General features: G+C 60.8%; 10 protein-coding genes. 3 read left to right on the plus strand and 7 right to left on the minus strand.

Going from position 1 to position 14,869, the window contains the following annotated elements:
* Positions 1 to 6: 6 nt before the first annotated feature.
* On the minus strand, positions 7 to 1,356 hold the full coding sequence (locus BLT03_RS10600; protein WP_092743343.1) for an NAD(P)-dependent oxidoreductase: 1,350 nt from the start codon (positions 1,354 to 1,356) through the stop codon (positions 7 to 9).
* 294 nt (positions 1,357 to 1,650) lie between these two features.
* Between BLT03_RS10600 and BLT03_RS10605 the strand changes: the two genes are divergently transcribed.
* From BLT03_RS10605 to BLT03_RS10615, 3 genes are all read left to right on the plus strand, one after another.
* Positions 1,651 to 2,403 carry a TetR/AcrR family transcriptional regulator gene (locus BLT03_RS10605; RefSeq protein ID WP_092743345.1) on the plus strand — a complete coding sequence of 251 codons (753 nt, stop codon included), beginning with the start codon at positions 1,651 to 1,653 and terminating at the stop codon, positions 2,401 to 2,403.
* Positions 2,404 to 2,578: 175 nt separating this feature from the next.
* Positions 2,579 to 4,576, plus strand: coding sequence for a tetratricopeptide repeat protein (locus tag BLT03_RS10610; protein WP_092743347.1), 1,998 nt, complete (start codon positions 2,579 to 2,581; stop codon positions 4,574 to 4,576).
* Positions 4,577 to 4,649: 73 nt separating this feature from the next.
* Positions 4,650 to 6,434, plus strand: a complete 1,785-nt coding sequence (locus BLT03_RS10615) for a glycosyltransferase (RefSeq protein WP_175537732.1) — start codon at positions 4,650 to 4,652, stop codon at positions 6,432 to 6,434.
* A gap of 12 nt (positions 6,435 to 6,446) precedes the next feature.
* On the opposite strand, the gene BLT03_RS10620 is transcribed toward BLT03_RS10615, so the two are convergent.
* The 6 genes from BLT03_RS10620 to asnB (BLT03_RS10645) are packed head-to-tail and all read right to left on the minus strand — an operon-like array spanning position 6,447 to position 14,868.
* Positions 6,447 to 7,526, minus strand: a complete 1,080-nt coding sequence (locus tag BLT03_RS10620) for a glycosyltransferase (protein WP_092743351.1) — start codon at positions 7,524 to 7,526, stop codon at positions 6,447 to 6,449.
* Positions 7,523 to 8,665 carry a glycosyltransferase gene (locus tag BLT03_RS10625; protein WP_092743353.1) on the minus strand — a complete coding sequence of 381 codons (1,143 nt, stop codon included), beginning with the start codon at positions 8,663 to 8,665 and terminating at the stop codon, positions 7,523 to 7,525. Before BLT03_RS10625 ends, BLT03_RS10620 begins: the two co-directional genes overlap by 4 nt.
* Before the next feature lie 4 nt (positions 8,666 to 8,669).
* Complete coding sequence (locus tag BLT03_RS10630) at positions 8,670 to 9,824, minus strand: glycosyltransferase (protein ID WP_092743355.1); 1,155 nt, start codon at positions 9,822 to 9,824, stop codon at positions 8,670 to 8,672.
* Between the two features lie 6 nt (positions 9,825 to 9,830).
* Entirely contained in the window at positions 9,831 to 11,717 is a 1,887-nt protein-coding gene (gene asnB / locus BLT03_RS10635; RefSeq protein WP_092743357.1) for an asparagine synthase (glutamine-hydrolyzing), read from the minus strand.
* Between the two features lie 5 nt (positions 11,718 to 11,722).
* Positions 11,723 to 12,979, minus strand: coding sequence for a hypothetical protein (locus tag BLT03_RS23875; RefSeq protein WP_139160368.1), 1,257 nt, complete (start codon positions 12,977 to 12,979; stop codon positions 11,723 to 11,725).
* Positions 12,976 to 14,868: an asparagine synthase (glutamine-hydrolyzing) gene (gene asnB, locus BLT03_RS10645; RefSeq protein WP_092743362.1), complete on the minus strand. Its 1,893-nt coding sequence runs from the start codon at positions 14,866 to 14,868 to the stop codon at positions 12,976 to 12,978. The genes BLT03_RS23875 and asnB (BLT03_RS10645) overlap by 4 nt, the downstream gene beginning before the upstream one ends.
* Position 14,869 lies beyond the last annotated feature (1 nt).

Genomic DNA, 14,869 nt, shown 5'->3' on the forward strand with positions numbered 1-14,869 from the left:
GCCGCCTTAACCGCGCAAGGCTTCGCTGATGGAGATGGCGGCCACCTTGCCGTGCTCGACCGCCTCGACCGTGAGGTCGCGCCCGCCCGCACGGCAGTCGCCGCCCGCCCAGACCCGCGGCACGCTGGTGCGGCCCACGTCGTCGGTAGCGATGCGGCCGGCCTGCAGGGCGATGGCAGGGCCTGCGTACTCGGGCAGGTAACTCTGGCCGATGGCCTTGAGCACCATGTCGGCGTCCAGCACGAAGGTTTCGCCGGTTTCCACCAGCCGCCCGTCCTGCTGGGCGGTGGCCGCGAACCGCATGCCGCTCACCGCGCCGCTGTCGCTCAGCAATTCCTTGGGTGCGGCCCAGTGGCGAATGGCGACGCCGTTCGTCTGCGCCCACTGCTGCTCCACGGTGGAGGCGGACATGCCGTCGGCGCCGCGGCGATAGACGATGGTCACCTCTTCAGCGCCCAGCTTGCGCGCCTGCACCGCGGCGTCCACCGCCGTCATGCCGCCACCGATCACCACCACGCGGCGGCCCACCGGAACGGTGGACAGGTCCTGCGCCTGGCGCACGTCGGCAATGAAGTCGACCGCATTGCGCTGCCCCTCGACCTGCGGTTCGGCGATGCCCAGCGCGTTCACGCCGGCCAGCCCCAGGCCCAAGAACACGGCGTCGTACGCCTGTAGCAGGCTGTCCACGGTCACGTCGCGGCCCAGCACCTGGTTGCAGCGCACTTCGATCCCACCGATGGACAGCAGCCACTCGACCTCCTTTTGCGCGAAGCCGCCCGTGGTCTTGTAGCTCGCCAGGCCGTATTCGTTCAGCCCGCCCAGCTTGGGGCGCGCGTCGAACAGCACCACGTCGTGCCCCCGCACGGCCAGGCCGTGGGCGCAGGCCAGTCCCGCTGGCCCGGCCCCCACCACGGCCACGCGGCGGCCCGTGGGTGCGGCGCGGGTGAACAAGGGCGCACCCGGGTCGGCGAAGTACGCGTCGGTGGCGTGGCGCTGCAGCGCGCCGATCTCCACGGGTTTGTCGTCATGGGCGTTGCGCACGCAGGCCTGCTCGCACAGCACCTCCGTCGGGCAGACGCGGGCACACATGCCGCCCAGCGGGTTCGCCTCCAGGATGGCGCGGGCCGCGCCACGGTCGTTGCCTTGGGCGATGCGGTGGATGAAAGAAGGAATGTCGATGCCCGTGGGGCAGGCCGTGGCGCACGGCGCATCGAAGCAGTAGTAGCAGCGCTCGGCCTCGACGAGCGCCTGCGGGCGCGTCAGCGGCGGGTGCGCATCGCCGAAGTTCACGGCGTAATCGGCCAGGTTCAGGCGTGCGGCATGAATGCCGCAGGCGCGGCTTGCGGTCGTTTCCATCGGGAGTCCTTGCGGCGGAGGGTCAGGGGTGGGAGGCGGGGGTGCGCACGCGGTGGGGCGCGCGGGCGGGCCTTCGGCGCCGCTGGCGGGGCCTAGCGCAGGCAACAGGGCGGTCGCACATCGGTACAGTCTGCAGAGGTTTCATCGGGGGCCTCGCTGTCGTGGGCTGGGGGTCCTCGGCGGCGCCGGGCCCTGTTGTTTTTTCCAATTTACCAACCGGTAAAAATTTACCAATCGGTAAAATCCCGTATTGCAAACACCGTGCCAGCCCCAGCACCCCGCAGTCGTTCCACAATGGTGCAAATGAGTTCTTCCGCCAAGCCTTCCCGCCCCGCGCCAGTGCGCACACGCACCGCCAACACGCCGACCTTGCCAAACGCTCCCATCACGCCCCTCGAAATGGCCGATGCGGCACGCCCACCCAGCGCATCGCGGCTCAAGAAGGAGCAAGCGATCCTGTCCGAGGCGGAGACGCAGTTCGCGCAGTTCGGCTTCGAGGGCGCCTCGCTGGAGAGCATCGCCGCAGCCATCGGCCTCAGCCGTCACAACCTGCTGTATTACTTTCCCAGCAAGGAGGCGCTGTACCTTCGCGTGCTGGACGATGTGCTCAACCAGTGGCTCGCAGGCATGGAGGAGATGTCCCACGGCGACGACCCGCATCAGGCGCTGCGCCGCTACATCCGCGCCAAGCTGCGTTCATCGCTGGAGCGGCCGAACGCCGCGAAGGTCTTCGCCAAGGAAGTGATCGCCGGTGCGCCCCGCTATGCCGACGTGATCGCCCAGCGCGTGGGGCCGGTGCTCAAGAACGACGTGCGCACCTTCGAGCGGTGGGCACGCGAGGGCCGAATCGCCAAGGTGAACTTCACCCACCTCATGTTCATCATCTGGTCCGTGACCCAGGCCTACGCCGACCAGCAGACCCAGTTCGCGCTGCTGCTGGGCAAGCCCGCGCTGACGGAACGGGACTACGACAAGGCGGAGGAATTGCTCTGCCACCTGGTGATGCGCGGGCTGGAGCCCGGGCAGGCCGCGCCATCGCCGGCATGAAGCCACGCTCCGAGCCGCTGTAGCAGTAGCGGCGACGGGCCTTGGCGAGGCAGGCATTGGCTCGGGTGGCGACCGCTGGCGGCGCAGGCCGGTGCGAAAATTCCATCGCTTAGACTTCCGGGCTGTTTGCGCGCACCGCCGGCCGCCGCACCTGTCCACCTGCCCCTACCCGCCCATGGCCAAACCGTCTCTCTCCCTTGCTGTTTTCGGCATCGCCGTTCTCGCGGCCGTGCTGGCCATCTACCTGCCCGGCTGGAACCATGCGCTGCTGTTCGACGATTTGCGGCTGTCGGACGGCGCGATCTTCGGCAGTTACGGCAGTTTGCTCACCTTCAAGCAGCGGATGCTGTCGTACGGCAGCTTCATCTGGGTGGATTCGCTGGCAGGGGCCGGCTGGGGCAAGCAGCGGCTGGTGAACATCGCGCTGCACCTGGCCACGGTGGCGGCGCTGTATGCCCTGGTGCGCGATCTGCTGGCGCGAACGCGCTTTCCGGAAGAATTCGAATCGCAGCCGCATTTCGGCCTTTCGCGCCTGGCCGCGGTGCGGGTCGGGGTGGCGCTGTTCGCGGTCAACCCCATGGCGGTGTATGCCGTGGGCTATCTGGTGCAGCGCTCGATCGTCATGGCCACGCTGTTCGCCGTGCTGGCGTGCTGGTGCTTCGTGCGGGGCCTGTCCGGCCGGGGCGTGCTCTGGTATGGCCTGGCCTTGCTGAGCTACGTGGCGGCCGTGCTGTCCAAGGAGCACGCGGTCATGATCGCTGCGATGAGCGTGCCGCTATACATCCATGTGCGCCGCCCCAGCTGGAAGACGGTCGCCACGCTGGCGGGCGCCTCTGCCGCGCTGATCGCCGTGGCCGCGGTGATCTTCTTCGGCATCTACGGCGAATTCATCGGCAAGCTATTCGACCAGCGCTCGCTGGACTTCGCGCAGCAGCTGGAGCGCCTGAGCCCCGGAATCACCCAGCGCATGTACCCGCTCAGCATCCTGAACGAAGCGGCGCTTTTCTTCGCCTATGGATTCCTGTGGTTCGTCCCGAACGTGATGTGGATGTCGGTGGACTTGCGGCCGGCGTTTCCGCTGTCGTACCTGGCCTTCCCGCAGATCCTGGGAGTCGTCGGTTACGTGGCCCTTTGGGCAGGTGCGCTCTGGGCCGTGCTGCGCCGGCGCGGGGCCTTGAGCCTGGTGGGCGTGGCGCTCATGTTCCCCCTGCTGCTGTATGTGACCGAGTTCGCCACCGTCTGGGTGCAGGACCCGTTCGTGCTGTACCGCAGCTACCTCTGGGCCATTGCCGTACCGGTGCTGGTTGCCATCGTGCTGACCGGGTTCAAGCCCAAAGCCGTTTATGCGGTGGGCTGCATCGTGGGCATCTTGTTCAGCGTGTTGGCCATGGATCGTGTGCAGTCATTGCGAGACGACTATTCCGCCTGGGGCGACGCCGCCGAGAAGGTGGACCTGCAGGCTTCTCCGAGCGCCGTGGGCCGCTGGCGGCCCTTTTTGAACCTGGGTGCGTACCACCTGGACCGCGGCTCGGTGGCCGAGGCCCAGAAGAACTTCGCCACCGCCGAAGCCCTGGGGTCTCTGCAAGGATCGGCACGCTTCAACATCGGCGTGGCGCTGCAGCAGCAAAAGAAACATGCCGAAGCACTGGCCGCTTTCACCGAGGCGGAGAAACAGGGCTTTACCGACCTGCCGCTGTACTACCACCGGGGCGAATCCGCCTTTGCGCTGGGCCAGTTCGCCATGGCTTACGACAGCTTCACCCAAGGCATGACGCGCGCAGCCGAAGGGGTGAACGACAAGGAAGTCGAGCGCATGCGGGAAGCCATGCGCATGCGCCGCGGCGAGGCCGCCATCGGTGCGCAGCGGTATGAAGACGCCATCAGCGACTTCAGCACCTTGCTGAAAACCACCCCGAACAACCAGCGCCTGATGCTGGGACTGGGAATGGCCCAGGTCGGCAAGGGCGACACGAAGGCGGCGATCGCGCTGTTCGATCAGATCCTTGCGCGCACCCCCAATGCAGCCCCGGCTTATTACGGGCGGGCCATGGCGCTCCGCACCGCGGGCCGCATTGACGACAGCCTGAAGGACATGGACCGCGCCATCGCGCTCGACCCGCGCAATCCGCAATATCCACAGGTGCGGGCGCAAATCGCCGCCGCCAAGAAATAAGCTGCGCAGCGAGACCATCGTGGCATTGCGCGTCCTGCACATCGGCAAGTTCTATCCGCCTTACCTGGGCGGCATGGAAGTGTTTCTGGCCGACCTGATCGAGGCGCAGCGGGCGCAAGGCATCGAGGCATCGGCCTTGGTGCACGGCACGCCCCTGCCGGACGATCCGCCCTGGCTGGAACGGGTGCCGGTGCAATTCAACCTGGTTTATGCGCCCATCGCGCTGGGTTTTCGCTCGGCGCTCGGGCGGGCCATTCGGCGGTTTCAGCCCGATGTGCTGCATCTGCACCTGCCCAACAACTCGGCGCTGTGGGCGCTCACGCTGCCTGCGGCACGCAAGGTGCCCTGCGTGGTGCATTGGCACTCGGACATCGTGGTGTCGGACATCAAGCTGTCCGTGGCACTGGCGTATTTTCTGTACCGCCCCTTCGAGCATGCGGTGCTCGACCGGGCCCAGTTGATTTTCGCCACATCGCCTCCCTATCTGGAGGCCAGCCGAGCCCTGCAGCCGTGGCGCAGCAAGTGCGAGGTCATTCCCCTGGGCATCAACCTGCGGCAACCGCCTCCGGCCACCTTGCGCACCGAACTGCAATGGCGGCCCGACACCCAGTTGCGGCTGCTGTCCATCGGACGCCTGACCTACTACAAGGGATTCGAAACACTGATCAAGGCTGTTCAGGCCATGCCAGGAGTGGAGCTGGTGATCGCTGGCGAAGGCGAATTGCGGGTATCCCTGGAATCACTCATTCGAGACACCACCCCTGCGGGCCGCGAGCCCGCAGTGCGCCTGGTCGGCTCGGTACTGGACACCGAGAAGCACGCATTGCTGGAACGCTGCGACGTCTTCTGCCTGGCATCGCGCGAGCGCACGGAAGCCTTCGGCATCGTGTTGCTGGAAGCCATGATGCACAAGCGCCCATGCGTGGTGACGGACCTGCCTGGCTCCGGCATGCCCTGGGTCGTGGCGCATGCCCATGCCGGACTGCATGTGCCCATCGAAGACGTGGAGAGCTGGCGCAGCACCCTCGCCCGCCTGCAGCACGACACCCGTCTGCGAACGCAGTTCGGCGAGGCGGGCCACCAAGCACTGCTGAAGTACTTCGACATTGCCCAGTGCGAGCGTGCACTGGCGCACCAGTACCAATACCTGGCCCTGGGCAGCACGCCGGCCGAACCGAATCCGCGCGTACTGGTGGTGATTTCGACACACAACCATGCGGCCGGCATTCAGCACCTCATCCAGCGCGTGCGGTCGCTGGTGGGCGCCGACGTGCTGGTGGTGGACAACCGCAGCACCGATGGCACCTGTCACCTCGCAGAGAGCACTGGCGCGACTGTGCTGCGCCCGCTATTGGCCATGACCACCTGGGGGAGCTTGCAAACAGGGCTTCGCTACGGACTTGCGCGCGGGTACGACGCGGTGATCACCATCGATGCGGAAGGCCGTTACGAGGTGGAAGAGATCTCCAGCCTGTTGTCCCGACGCCAGGAAGGCGATGTGGTGGTGAGCCACTTTTCCACACGGACCAGTTGGGCGCGCCGGCTGGCCTGGAGCTGGTTCCGGTTCCTGACGGGTTTTGCGCTGCACGATTTCGTGTCCGGCTTTCGGCTCTACAACCGCAAGGCCCTCGAAGTCGCGGTCTCCACCGAAGCGACCTTGCTGGACTACCAGGACATCGGCACCTTGCTGCTGATGCGGCGCCGAGGCTTGCGCATCAAGGAAGTCGCCTTGCCCATGCACACCGCCAAGGTGGACCGCTCGAAGATTTTCCAGTCGTGGGCCAATGCACTGCGCTACGTGGCGGTGTCATCGCTGCTGTGCATCGCGCACTGGCGCGGCCACCGCTCAACGGATTGAATATCCAAGCCCTTACCGCAGGATGGCCGCCATCCGGGCGACAAAGGCGTCTTCCGTGAATTGCTGAGCGCGTTGCCGGCATTGCGCCGACAACTGCGCGCCGTGGATCTGCTCGATCTGCATCACTGCTTGCACCGCGGCTTCCGGCGTGGGGCTCGGAGCGATGAGCACCCCGGTGTGCCCGGGCACGACCGTCTCCAACAATCCTCCCTCAGCCACACCGATCACCGGCTTGCCCGCCGCCATGGCCTCCACGGGCGACATGCCGAAGTCCTCATCCACCGGCAGATAGATCACGCAGCGGGCATTGCCAACCCAGCGTCGCAGGGCCTCGTCGGTCTGCCAGCCAGTGAACCGGATATTGCGCGCATCTCCCGCGATGGCTTTCAATCGCTCCAGCTCCGGGCCGCCGGAAAGTACCACCAGCGACCGGTTCGGCATTTGCAGGAATGCCCGCACGATCACATCGACCCGCTTGTTGGGGACGAGCCGCGCGGTAGAGAGGTAATAGCCCTCGTCGCCCAGACATTGAAAGTGCTGCGTCGCCACCGGGGGATAAACCACTTCGGCGTCCAACCCCGTATAGCGACGAAGCCGCGCCCGCACGTTCTCCGAGTTCACGAAAATTCGGTCCATCCGGCCGATGGCCGCTTCATACCGCGTGCGAAACCACCGCACGAATATTGCGTAGAACGGCCGGAGCCAGAACGGGAAACCCGCCAGCGTGCTGTCGTACAAGTCGTAGGCGAAACGGGGAATCGTATGGCAGTAGTAAAAGCGCCGGCCAGATCGCTGCTCGTAAACCGCCAGGGGGGCATAGAAGCCGCTGTAGAGAACGGTGTCAGCCTCTCGCAACCGCTCGGCCCTGAAGCGGAAACACCACATGCTCTCCAGGATGCGGGGGAGGCAAGTGGACCAGCCGCCCCGCAACTCCTGGACATCGGCGGAGGAACCTTCCAGCAGCGGTTGGGCGGCTGGGTAGCAACGGCTGACCAGGGCCTGAAAGTCCGGAAAGGCCTCGGCCAGCGTGAGGGTGACACGCTCCGCGCCTCCAGCCACCTGCATGAAGTCGTACAAAAGGTAGTTTTTCATGCCAGCAACATCTCCAGGCGGGCCAACATGGTCTGTGCACGCGCACTCCAATCATGGGCTTGCACGAAGGCCTTCGCAAAGCTTTCAGGGCGTGCCTGTGCCTGCGCCCGGGCCTGTACGACGGCGTCGGCGAACGCACGGGCATCGTTGCCATAGCAGGCTAGGTCGCCCATTCCATCGCGCAGTGCGCCCAGATCGGTGCTGGCCACGCCCAATCCCGCGGCGATGTACTCATAGAACTTCAATGGGCGCTCGACATACCGCATGCGTCCATCGGCCTCGCAAAAAGGGATCAGGCCCACTTCATGGCTTTGCAAAACCGCTGGCAACTCTGCACGGCCCACACTGCCGCGCCATTGGAGGTTCGAAGGCCATCCATGCTGCGCTGGCGCGCCGGGGGCATACACCGCGAAGGTCCAATCTGGCAGCAAGCGCGCGGCCTGGGACAGCAAATTGATGTCCAGCCACGCCGTGAGTCCGCCGACATAGATCGCGCTGCGCGGCTGCCGGACCACCGGGCCTTGGACCGCAGGCATCAAAAGCCGCGCCTCCACCCCATTGGGAATGTGCACCACCCGGCTCTGCGGATTCAACGCCCGGGCATATTCCGCCAGGGGGCCAGAGACGGCCCACACTTCGTTGAAATCGGGGCCGCCCACCATGGATTCGAGCCCGTTGATGAGCACCGGATGCAGATCGCGTGCAAACCCCTGCGGCCAGTCGTTCAAGCGGCAGACCTTGGCAAGGGCCGTGATCTGGTGCATCAGCAACATGTTGGGGGCCACATCGGCAATGCAGGCGTCGAAAGTCACATCGCGCAGGGGCGCCGGACACCGTTGCCCGTATGCCGCCAACTGCCAGGGCCAGCGCAGAAAAAGCCGATGCGCAGGAAACAACGACTGAAGGCTCCATTCGGTGAGCCCCTGCGAAATGCTCACCGAACGCTGCCTGAGTCCATGCCCCCATGCCCTGCCCAGCCGGGCATGGCGCTGGCGGCCCACCACGTCGACGGGCGACGACAGCGTGGGCACATAGTCCACCGACCAACCCGCCGCCGCCAACGCTTGCGCCAGATGCTGCGAACCCACCTTGGTGCCGCCGTCGATGAACGACTGGGTGCCTAAAACCAGCGCACGCATGGCGTCAGCGAACCGTGTGGACACGGCTGGCCAGCAAGCTGCCCACCTCGTCACGAAGCCATTGACGGGTGACCGCCGCATTGAAGCGCTGGCTGGCAGCGTCTGAAGCGCGCTTCATGGCATCGATGTCCTGAGCGGTGAGGCGCGAGAGATGGGCGGCCAGGTCTGCCGCATCGAAACTGCTGCTGACCACGCCGCAGCCAAGCTCAGTCACCAGGGCCTGCATCTCAGGCGAAGGGCCGATGGCAATGGCCAGACGTGCCTGCATGAATTCGAAGAATTTGTTGGGCAGCGCGTGCAGGTAATTGAAATTGGTGGGGGGCAGCAGGAACAGGCCGATGTCATAGCCATTGGTGTGCGCCGCAATATCCCGCATGGGCACGGGCGGAATGAACCGGATGCGCGCATGCCGTGCGGCCCGTTGCTTCAAGGTGGCGAGATAGGTCGGGTCTTGCTCCATCAGCATCAGATCAAGGCTGAAGCGATCGTCCAGATGGTCCATCAAGTCGATCATCACCTCGATCTTGCGCGAGGCGATGGCTGCGCCATGGTGGATCAGCCGAATGCGGTCGGCACGCGTCGGCTGCACGGGCAAGGCCTGGGGCTCAGGACAATTGGGCATGACGGACACGGGCACGCCGTAACACCGCTCGTACTCGCGCGCGATGCCTGCGCACACGGTGCTCATGTGCGCCACGCGTGGCAGCGCGTCACGGCAAGTAGCATCGAAGAAAGGCCCCAGCAGCATGCGCCATGCCCACAGGTCCTCGAATTCGCGGGGTGCATATTCGTGCGCGTCGAGCCACACAGGCGCATTGCCCGCAAGCCGCAGCGCCATCGGCAAGGCCATCACATCGTTGGCCAGTACCAGATCGAATCCGGCCGGCACTTGCGCCGCAGCCTTCTCCAGTCCTTGGATCTGAGGGTGCTGCCAGTAATAGGCGCTGTAGCGGCGAAAAGCCAGCCGCAGGGCGTTGCGCAATAGAACGGTGCGGCCCGCATGCGGTTGGTCCACAGGCGTGAAATGGCGCACCCCGGGTGGGCACTTGCCGAAGCCTATTACATGGACCTCATGCGCGTCGCTCAGCGCCTCGTACTGGCGCATCACGCGGGGATCGGACGCGATGGGCGAAAGCGACAACAACAGCAGACGGGCCACAGCAACTCAACCCGCGAAATGCTGCGCGTGCCAACGGGTGAAGTTGATCCAGCGCCAAACCTGCCAACTGAAGGGGCGTTGTCTCGCAACGACCTGATCGAAAGCCTTCAGCACCTCGTCCTGGCGGAAGAAAGGCAAATTCAGCGGATACCGCAGCCACTCACGCACCTGCGGCGCCATCTGCAAAAGCCATGCTTGCTCGGGCGTGGCAAAGCCGATCTTGTCGCGACGATCCAGAATCTCGTCCGGCACGAGGCCACGCATGGCTCGGCGCAGCAGGTGCTTGGTTTCGCCCTGGGGCGACACCAAATATTCCTCAGGCAGCGTCAGTAAAAAGTCGGCCAGCTCCGTCGTCAGAAAAGGCACGCGGCTCTCTACCGAGAAACGCATGGAATTGCGGTCGCCGTGGCGAAGCAATCCAGGCAGGCCGACGCCATGCAGCGAGCGAGCCAATTCAGCCACTAGCCGACGACCTGGGGCTGTCTGGGTCGGTACTTCGCGTGGAAAACGCAGCGCCACGCCAGCGTCGGCCAACACGCGCCCGTCCAGCCAGGGAGGACAAGCATCGGCACCATTCATGCGGCGCAGCGCTTGATAGGCGGAATCGCTGGTGTATTCAGCCACTGCCGCTTTGAAACCTTCGAGCCCTGCCCTGCCCGGCCAGCGGCCCCACTCGCGCAAGAACGCCACAGCCCCTGCCCATTGGCGTTCGTCCAGCAGGCTGCGCACGCGAGGGCCTGGGTAGCCCACGTAGCCCCCGCACAGTTCATCAGCGCCCTGGCCATCGAGCGTCACGGTCATGCCATGCTCCCGCGCCAGTTGAAAAACCCGGTACTGGGCATAGATGCTGGTGCTGCCGAAGGGCTCGCCCTGGGTCGAAATCATGTCATCCAGGTCGGCAACCAACTCGCTGGGCCGAATGAATACCTTGTGGGCCGTGGCACCGGTTTCAGTGTTCACCTGATCCACCCATTGCTCTTCAGAGACCGCGCTGTTCGCAGCGATAAAACTGAACGTGTGAATCGGTGCATCAGGCTCCAGATGACGCATGCAACCGACGATGGCGGACGAATCCACGCCACCAGATAGAGCGGCCCCCAGCGGCACATCGCTGCGCAGATGCAGCCGCACGCTATCGAGAAGCCGGCTTCTTAGAGCTTCCGCCGCGTCATCGAATGACAAACGCGGCGCGACCGCTATGGTGGGTCGCCACCATGAGCGAAGAGTCATTTGTCGCGACTCAAACGAATAGCGAAAACATTGGCCAGGAGGCAATGCTAAAACGTCCCGGAAAAAAGTCCGCTCACCGGTTTCGTAACGGCCATGGACTAGATAATCGTATGAAGTCTGCCAGTCGAGCTCAGCTGGATGGGGCAGCATGGCTCGCAAAGCGGGCACTTCCGAGGCAAACGCCAATCCTTCACTGTCTGCGCGGTAATACAGCGGCTTGATTCCAAAAGCATCGCGTGCACCATGCAGATCGCCCGTCCGTCGATCCAGAAGTACGAAGGCAAACATGCCCACAAAGCGTGGCAACGCTGCCTCGCCCCATTCAATCCATGCCTGAAGCAACACCTCAGTGTCCGACGCTGAGCGGAACCGGCAACCCCGAGCTTCCAACGCTTGGCGCAGTTCTCGGTAGTTGTAGATTTCTCCGTTGAAGACCAACACAAATCGACCATCTGCGCTGGTCATGGGCTGGTGGGCCGCCTCCGTTAGATCAATGACGCTCAGGCGCGTGTGGCCCAACGCCACGCTGTGACCAGGGCCCTGCCAGATTTCAACGCCCTGATCGTCGGGACCACGCTTGCGAAGGCAAGCCAAGGCTGGCGCCAAATGACTCTGAAGCGCTGCCGCAGGCCTATGGGAAATCAGTCCAGCAATACCGCACATACAGATTAATTTGAATGCAGCTTTGCCCAGAGCCGATTGACACCGTCATTGAATGGGCGGCGCAAGGCCCACGGGATCGAATGCCATAAGGCCAGCAACGGTCCCGGCGCCGGAGGCAGCCTGGATTTCCTCACGGGATGTTCGGTGATTTCTGCGGGCAGCCCAGAAGGCAAGCCGCTACCCTGAGCAGGCTTGCACGACTGGATCAATCCATCGTACTCAGTGATGAACTTCTGATAGGTATAACGGCCAGACTGAACAACATCAAAATAGGCTTTGTCGGTTAATCGGTCCAACAAAGCGTCGTCGGACACAGCAGCCATTACTTCGTCAACATTGGAAAAATCTTTGCGCAAAGGGATGTAGTGGACCCATGGTTGCAAGATCCCGGAATACCTTCCCTCAAAGAGAATCAACGCCGTGCGGAAAGCGATTGCTTCAAAAAAACGGGGAGAAATTTGATTCATGATGGGTTGTTCGTCCTCCCAACCCATTCGCTGCTTGAATTCTGCGTAATTCAATTCCGGATTTTCGGTGAGTGCCTCGTTAACTGCTTTACGCAGGTTACCGTCAAAATCAAATCGATTGGCGCCGCTCTCGGTCCCCAGAGTGGCTTTGCAATCCATCAGGAAACGAGGCCAATCGCTGCCATAGATACGCTTTTCTTCGTCCCATTCGATGTCGCAAGAAATACCGCGATGTTTGCAGGCGAGTTGCATACCCTTTGCAATTTCCAGTTTTTCTTGACCAAGATCCCCGTAAAAATACGGTAATGCTCGCCCTCGATATCCAATAGTAATAGGCCGATTTATTGCCAAGGGAGGCGAAGAGGTCTCATGAATCTGCTCAGGACAGTAACCGGTCAACGTAGTGACAAAGCGAACATTGGGAAAGCGTGCGGATGGGTAAATCTCTTCTCTGTGTAGCGGAGGGACGCATGTAAAAACTGTTGAAACATTTAATTCACCAATAGCGTCCCAAACATTAGACGTCAGATCATATTCATCTTGAACAAATAATATTTTTTGCCCTGAATGCTTCGAAATTTTCAACCTCAGCGCAGTTGAAATATGCCCAAAAGCCACCCTCGCGCTGTAATGAATCAAAATTACATCGAAAACAGCAAAATCAAATTCCACATCGGGTAACCCCGCGTGCATGTAAAGATGATTGTTCTTAGAGTATTTTTTAAAGGCGCAAAGATGGTCAAAAACCGTATTGGTATAGGTTTCGAAGTGGTCGTAAAGGATCAGAACATTCATGCGTCAATGAATTGATTTTGCCAAAGCTCCAAGCTTAGCAACGCCCACAAATTCCGCCCATAAACAGATTGAGAGTTTAGAACCTGGTCAACAGTGAATCCATCGTTTAGATACGAACGCTGGCGCGCACGAGCGCTCCCCAACACATCACCGATATAATCCCGAGCCGGCCCACCTTTTGAAAGCCATAGATTCAATGGCACCGGAAATCCCATCTTATCTTTGCGACTCGTAATGGCCTTGGGCAGAGCTCCGGAAAACACTGATTTCAACAAGCGCTTCAGTTCCCCATCACGAAATTTAATGTCAGCGGGAATTGTTGCAGCGAACTCCACCAAAGGATGATCTAAAAATGGAACTCTTGCTTCAACTCCATGCGCCATACTCATTCGGTCCTCCACTTGCAAAAGAGCAGGGAGCAGAGTTTTAAAATCGAAATGCGTCATGGCATCAAAATAGGATCCACTTCCAACATTTTCGCCTTTAAAAATCTTCTGAAACTCTTCGTAAGTCGCCGAATGATCAATTACCCCAGGAGCCAAGATAGCACCGAAGGTATTTGAACGATTAACAAGGCGCCAATAACGGGCGTCTCGTTCGCCAAATAAACCTTCAGACCAAAACTCTTGCATCATCGGCTGATACTGCCGCAATGTTTGTAAATTTGGAATAATGGATTCATACGTTACGACAAAATTACCGTCGTGAAGAGTGCCTTCTATAGCGCCCTTGATACATTGCTCGAAATAGGCAATTAAATATCGGGCATAGCCACCAAAAATCTCGTCCCCACCCTGCCCCCCTAGCACTACCTTTACATGCTGCCCAACTTTTTGGGAAACCATGTATTGAGGAAAAGCACCTGGCCCAGCAACAGGCTGATCCAAATGCCAAATAACCTTTCCAACATGCTTAACAAAGTCTTCTTCATTGATGTCAGCTATATGAAGCTGCATTCCCTGCTCATCAGCTAAGGCTTGAGCATATATAGACTCGTCGAAACGCGAGCCTTCTGAAAATCGACCATTGAAGGCTTGGAATCGATTCTGACGACTAGCTTTTTTGGCCATTGAAGCCAACAAGCTGGAGTCAAGCCCGCCACTGACATAACTACCGATTTCAACATCCGATCTCAAATGGTTTTCAATAGAGTCTTCTAGCAACTCTTTAAGCTTTGCTTCAAACCACTTTTCGGTATGGTCATAATCAATATCATAGTGCACCTCCCAGTATCTTTTGAATACAGGCATCTTTCCAGGAAGTACCACAGCGGTGTGCGCAGCCGGCATTTGCGAAACACCAGAAATTAGCGTCTTTTCTCCTAAACAAAACTGAAAAGTAAAATAATCGGAAAGGGCTCGCGAGCTTATCTCTTTATTCCTCACAAAGGGCAATAGAGCTTTTGCTTCGGAAGCAAAGAAAAACCCATCATCCTGACGTACCCAATACAGAGGTTTTATACCAAAGCGATCACGCGCAAGAAATAACTCCTGTTTCTCAGCATCCCAGATCGCAAACGCGAACATGCCGCGCAAGCGATTTACACACTGGGCACCCCATAGTTGATATGCATGGAGGATAACTTCAGTATCTGACTGAGTCGCGAAATTTCCTCCAATTTCCCGCTGCAACTCTATGTAGTTATATATCTCACCATTAAAAACTATGGTGTATCTGCCATCTCTGCTATGCATGGGCTGAGCACCGGCATCCACATCGATAATTGCAAGGCGAACATGTCCTAATCCTACAGAACCATTGCTCGAAGCCCAATGCCCTGTTCCATCTGGACCTCGATGTCTTATCCGATCAAGTCCTAGGCTTACTTGGCTATGTAGGGAATCTATCGATATGGGTTGTGGAGGCATTACACCAAAAATACCACACATA

The sequence above is a fragment of the Paracidovorax valerianellae genome (assembly GCF_900102625.1).
Lineage (GTDB): Bacteria > Pseudomonadota > Gammaproteobacteria > Burkholderiales > Burkholderiaceae_C > Paracidovorax > Paracidovorax valerianellae.

Coding starts and splice junctions, on each gene's coding strand:
- BLT03_RS10600 (WP_092743343.1), bottom strand. CDS start 1,356: ATGGAAACGACCGCAAGCCGCGCCTGCGGCATTCATGCCGCACGCCTG.
- BLT03_RS10605 (WP_092743345.1), top strand. CDS start 1,651: ATGGTGCAAATGAGTTCTTCCGCCAAGCCTTCCCGCCCCGCGCCAGTG.
- BLT03_RS10610 (WP_092743347.1), top strand. CDS start 2,579: ATGGCCAAACCGTCTCTCTCCCTTGCTGTTTTCGGCATCGCCGTTCTC.
- BLT03_RS10615 (WP_175537732.1), top strand. CDS start 4,650: ATGGAAGTGTTTCTGGCCGACCTGATCGAGGCGCAGCGGGCGCAAGGC.
- BLT03_RS10620 (WP_092743351.1), bottom strand. CDS start 7,526: ATGAAAAACTACCTTTTGTACGACTTCATGCAGGTGGCTGGAGGCGCG.
- BLT03_RS10625 (WP_092743353.1), bottom strand. CDS start 8,665: ATGCGTGCGCTGGTTTTAGGCACCCAGTCGTTCATCGACGGCGGCACC.
- asnB (WP_092743357.1), bottom strand. CDS start 11,717: ATGTGCGGTATTGCTGGACTGATTTCCCATAGGCCTGCGGCAGCGCTT.
- BLT03_RS23875 (WP_139160368.1), bottom strand. CDS start 12,979: ATGAATGTTCTGATCCTTTACGACCACTTCGAAACCTATACCAATACG.
- asnB (WP_092743362.1), bottom strand. CDS start 14,868: ATGTGTGGTATTTTTGGTGTAATGCCTCCACAACCCATATCGATAGAT.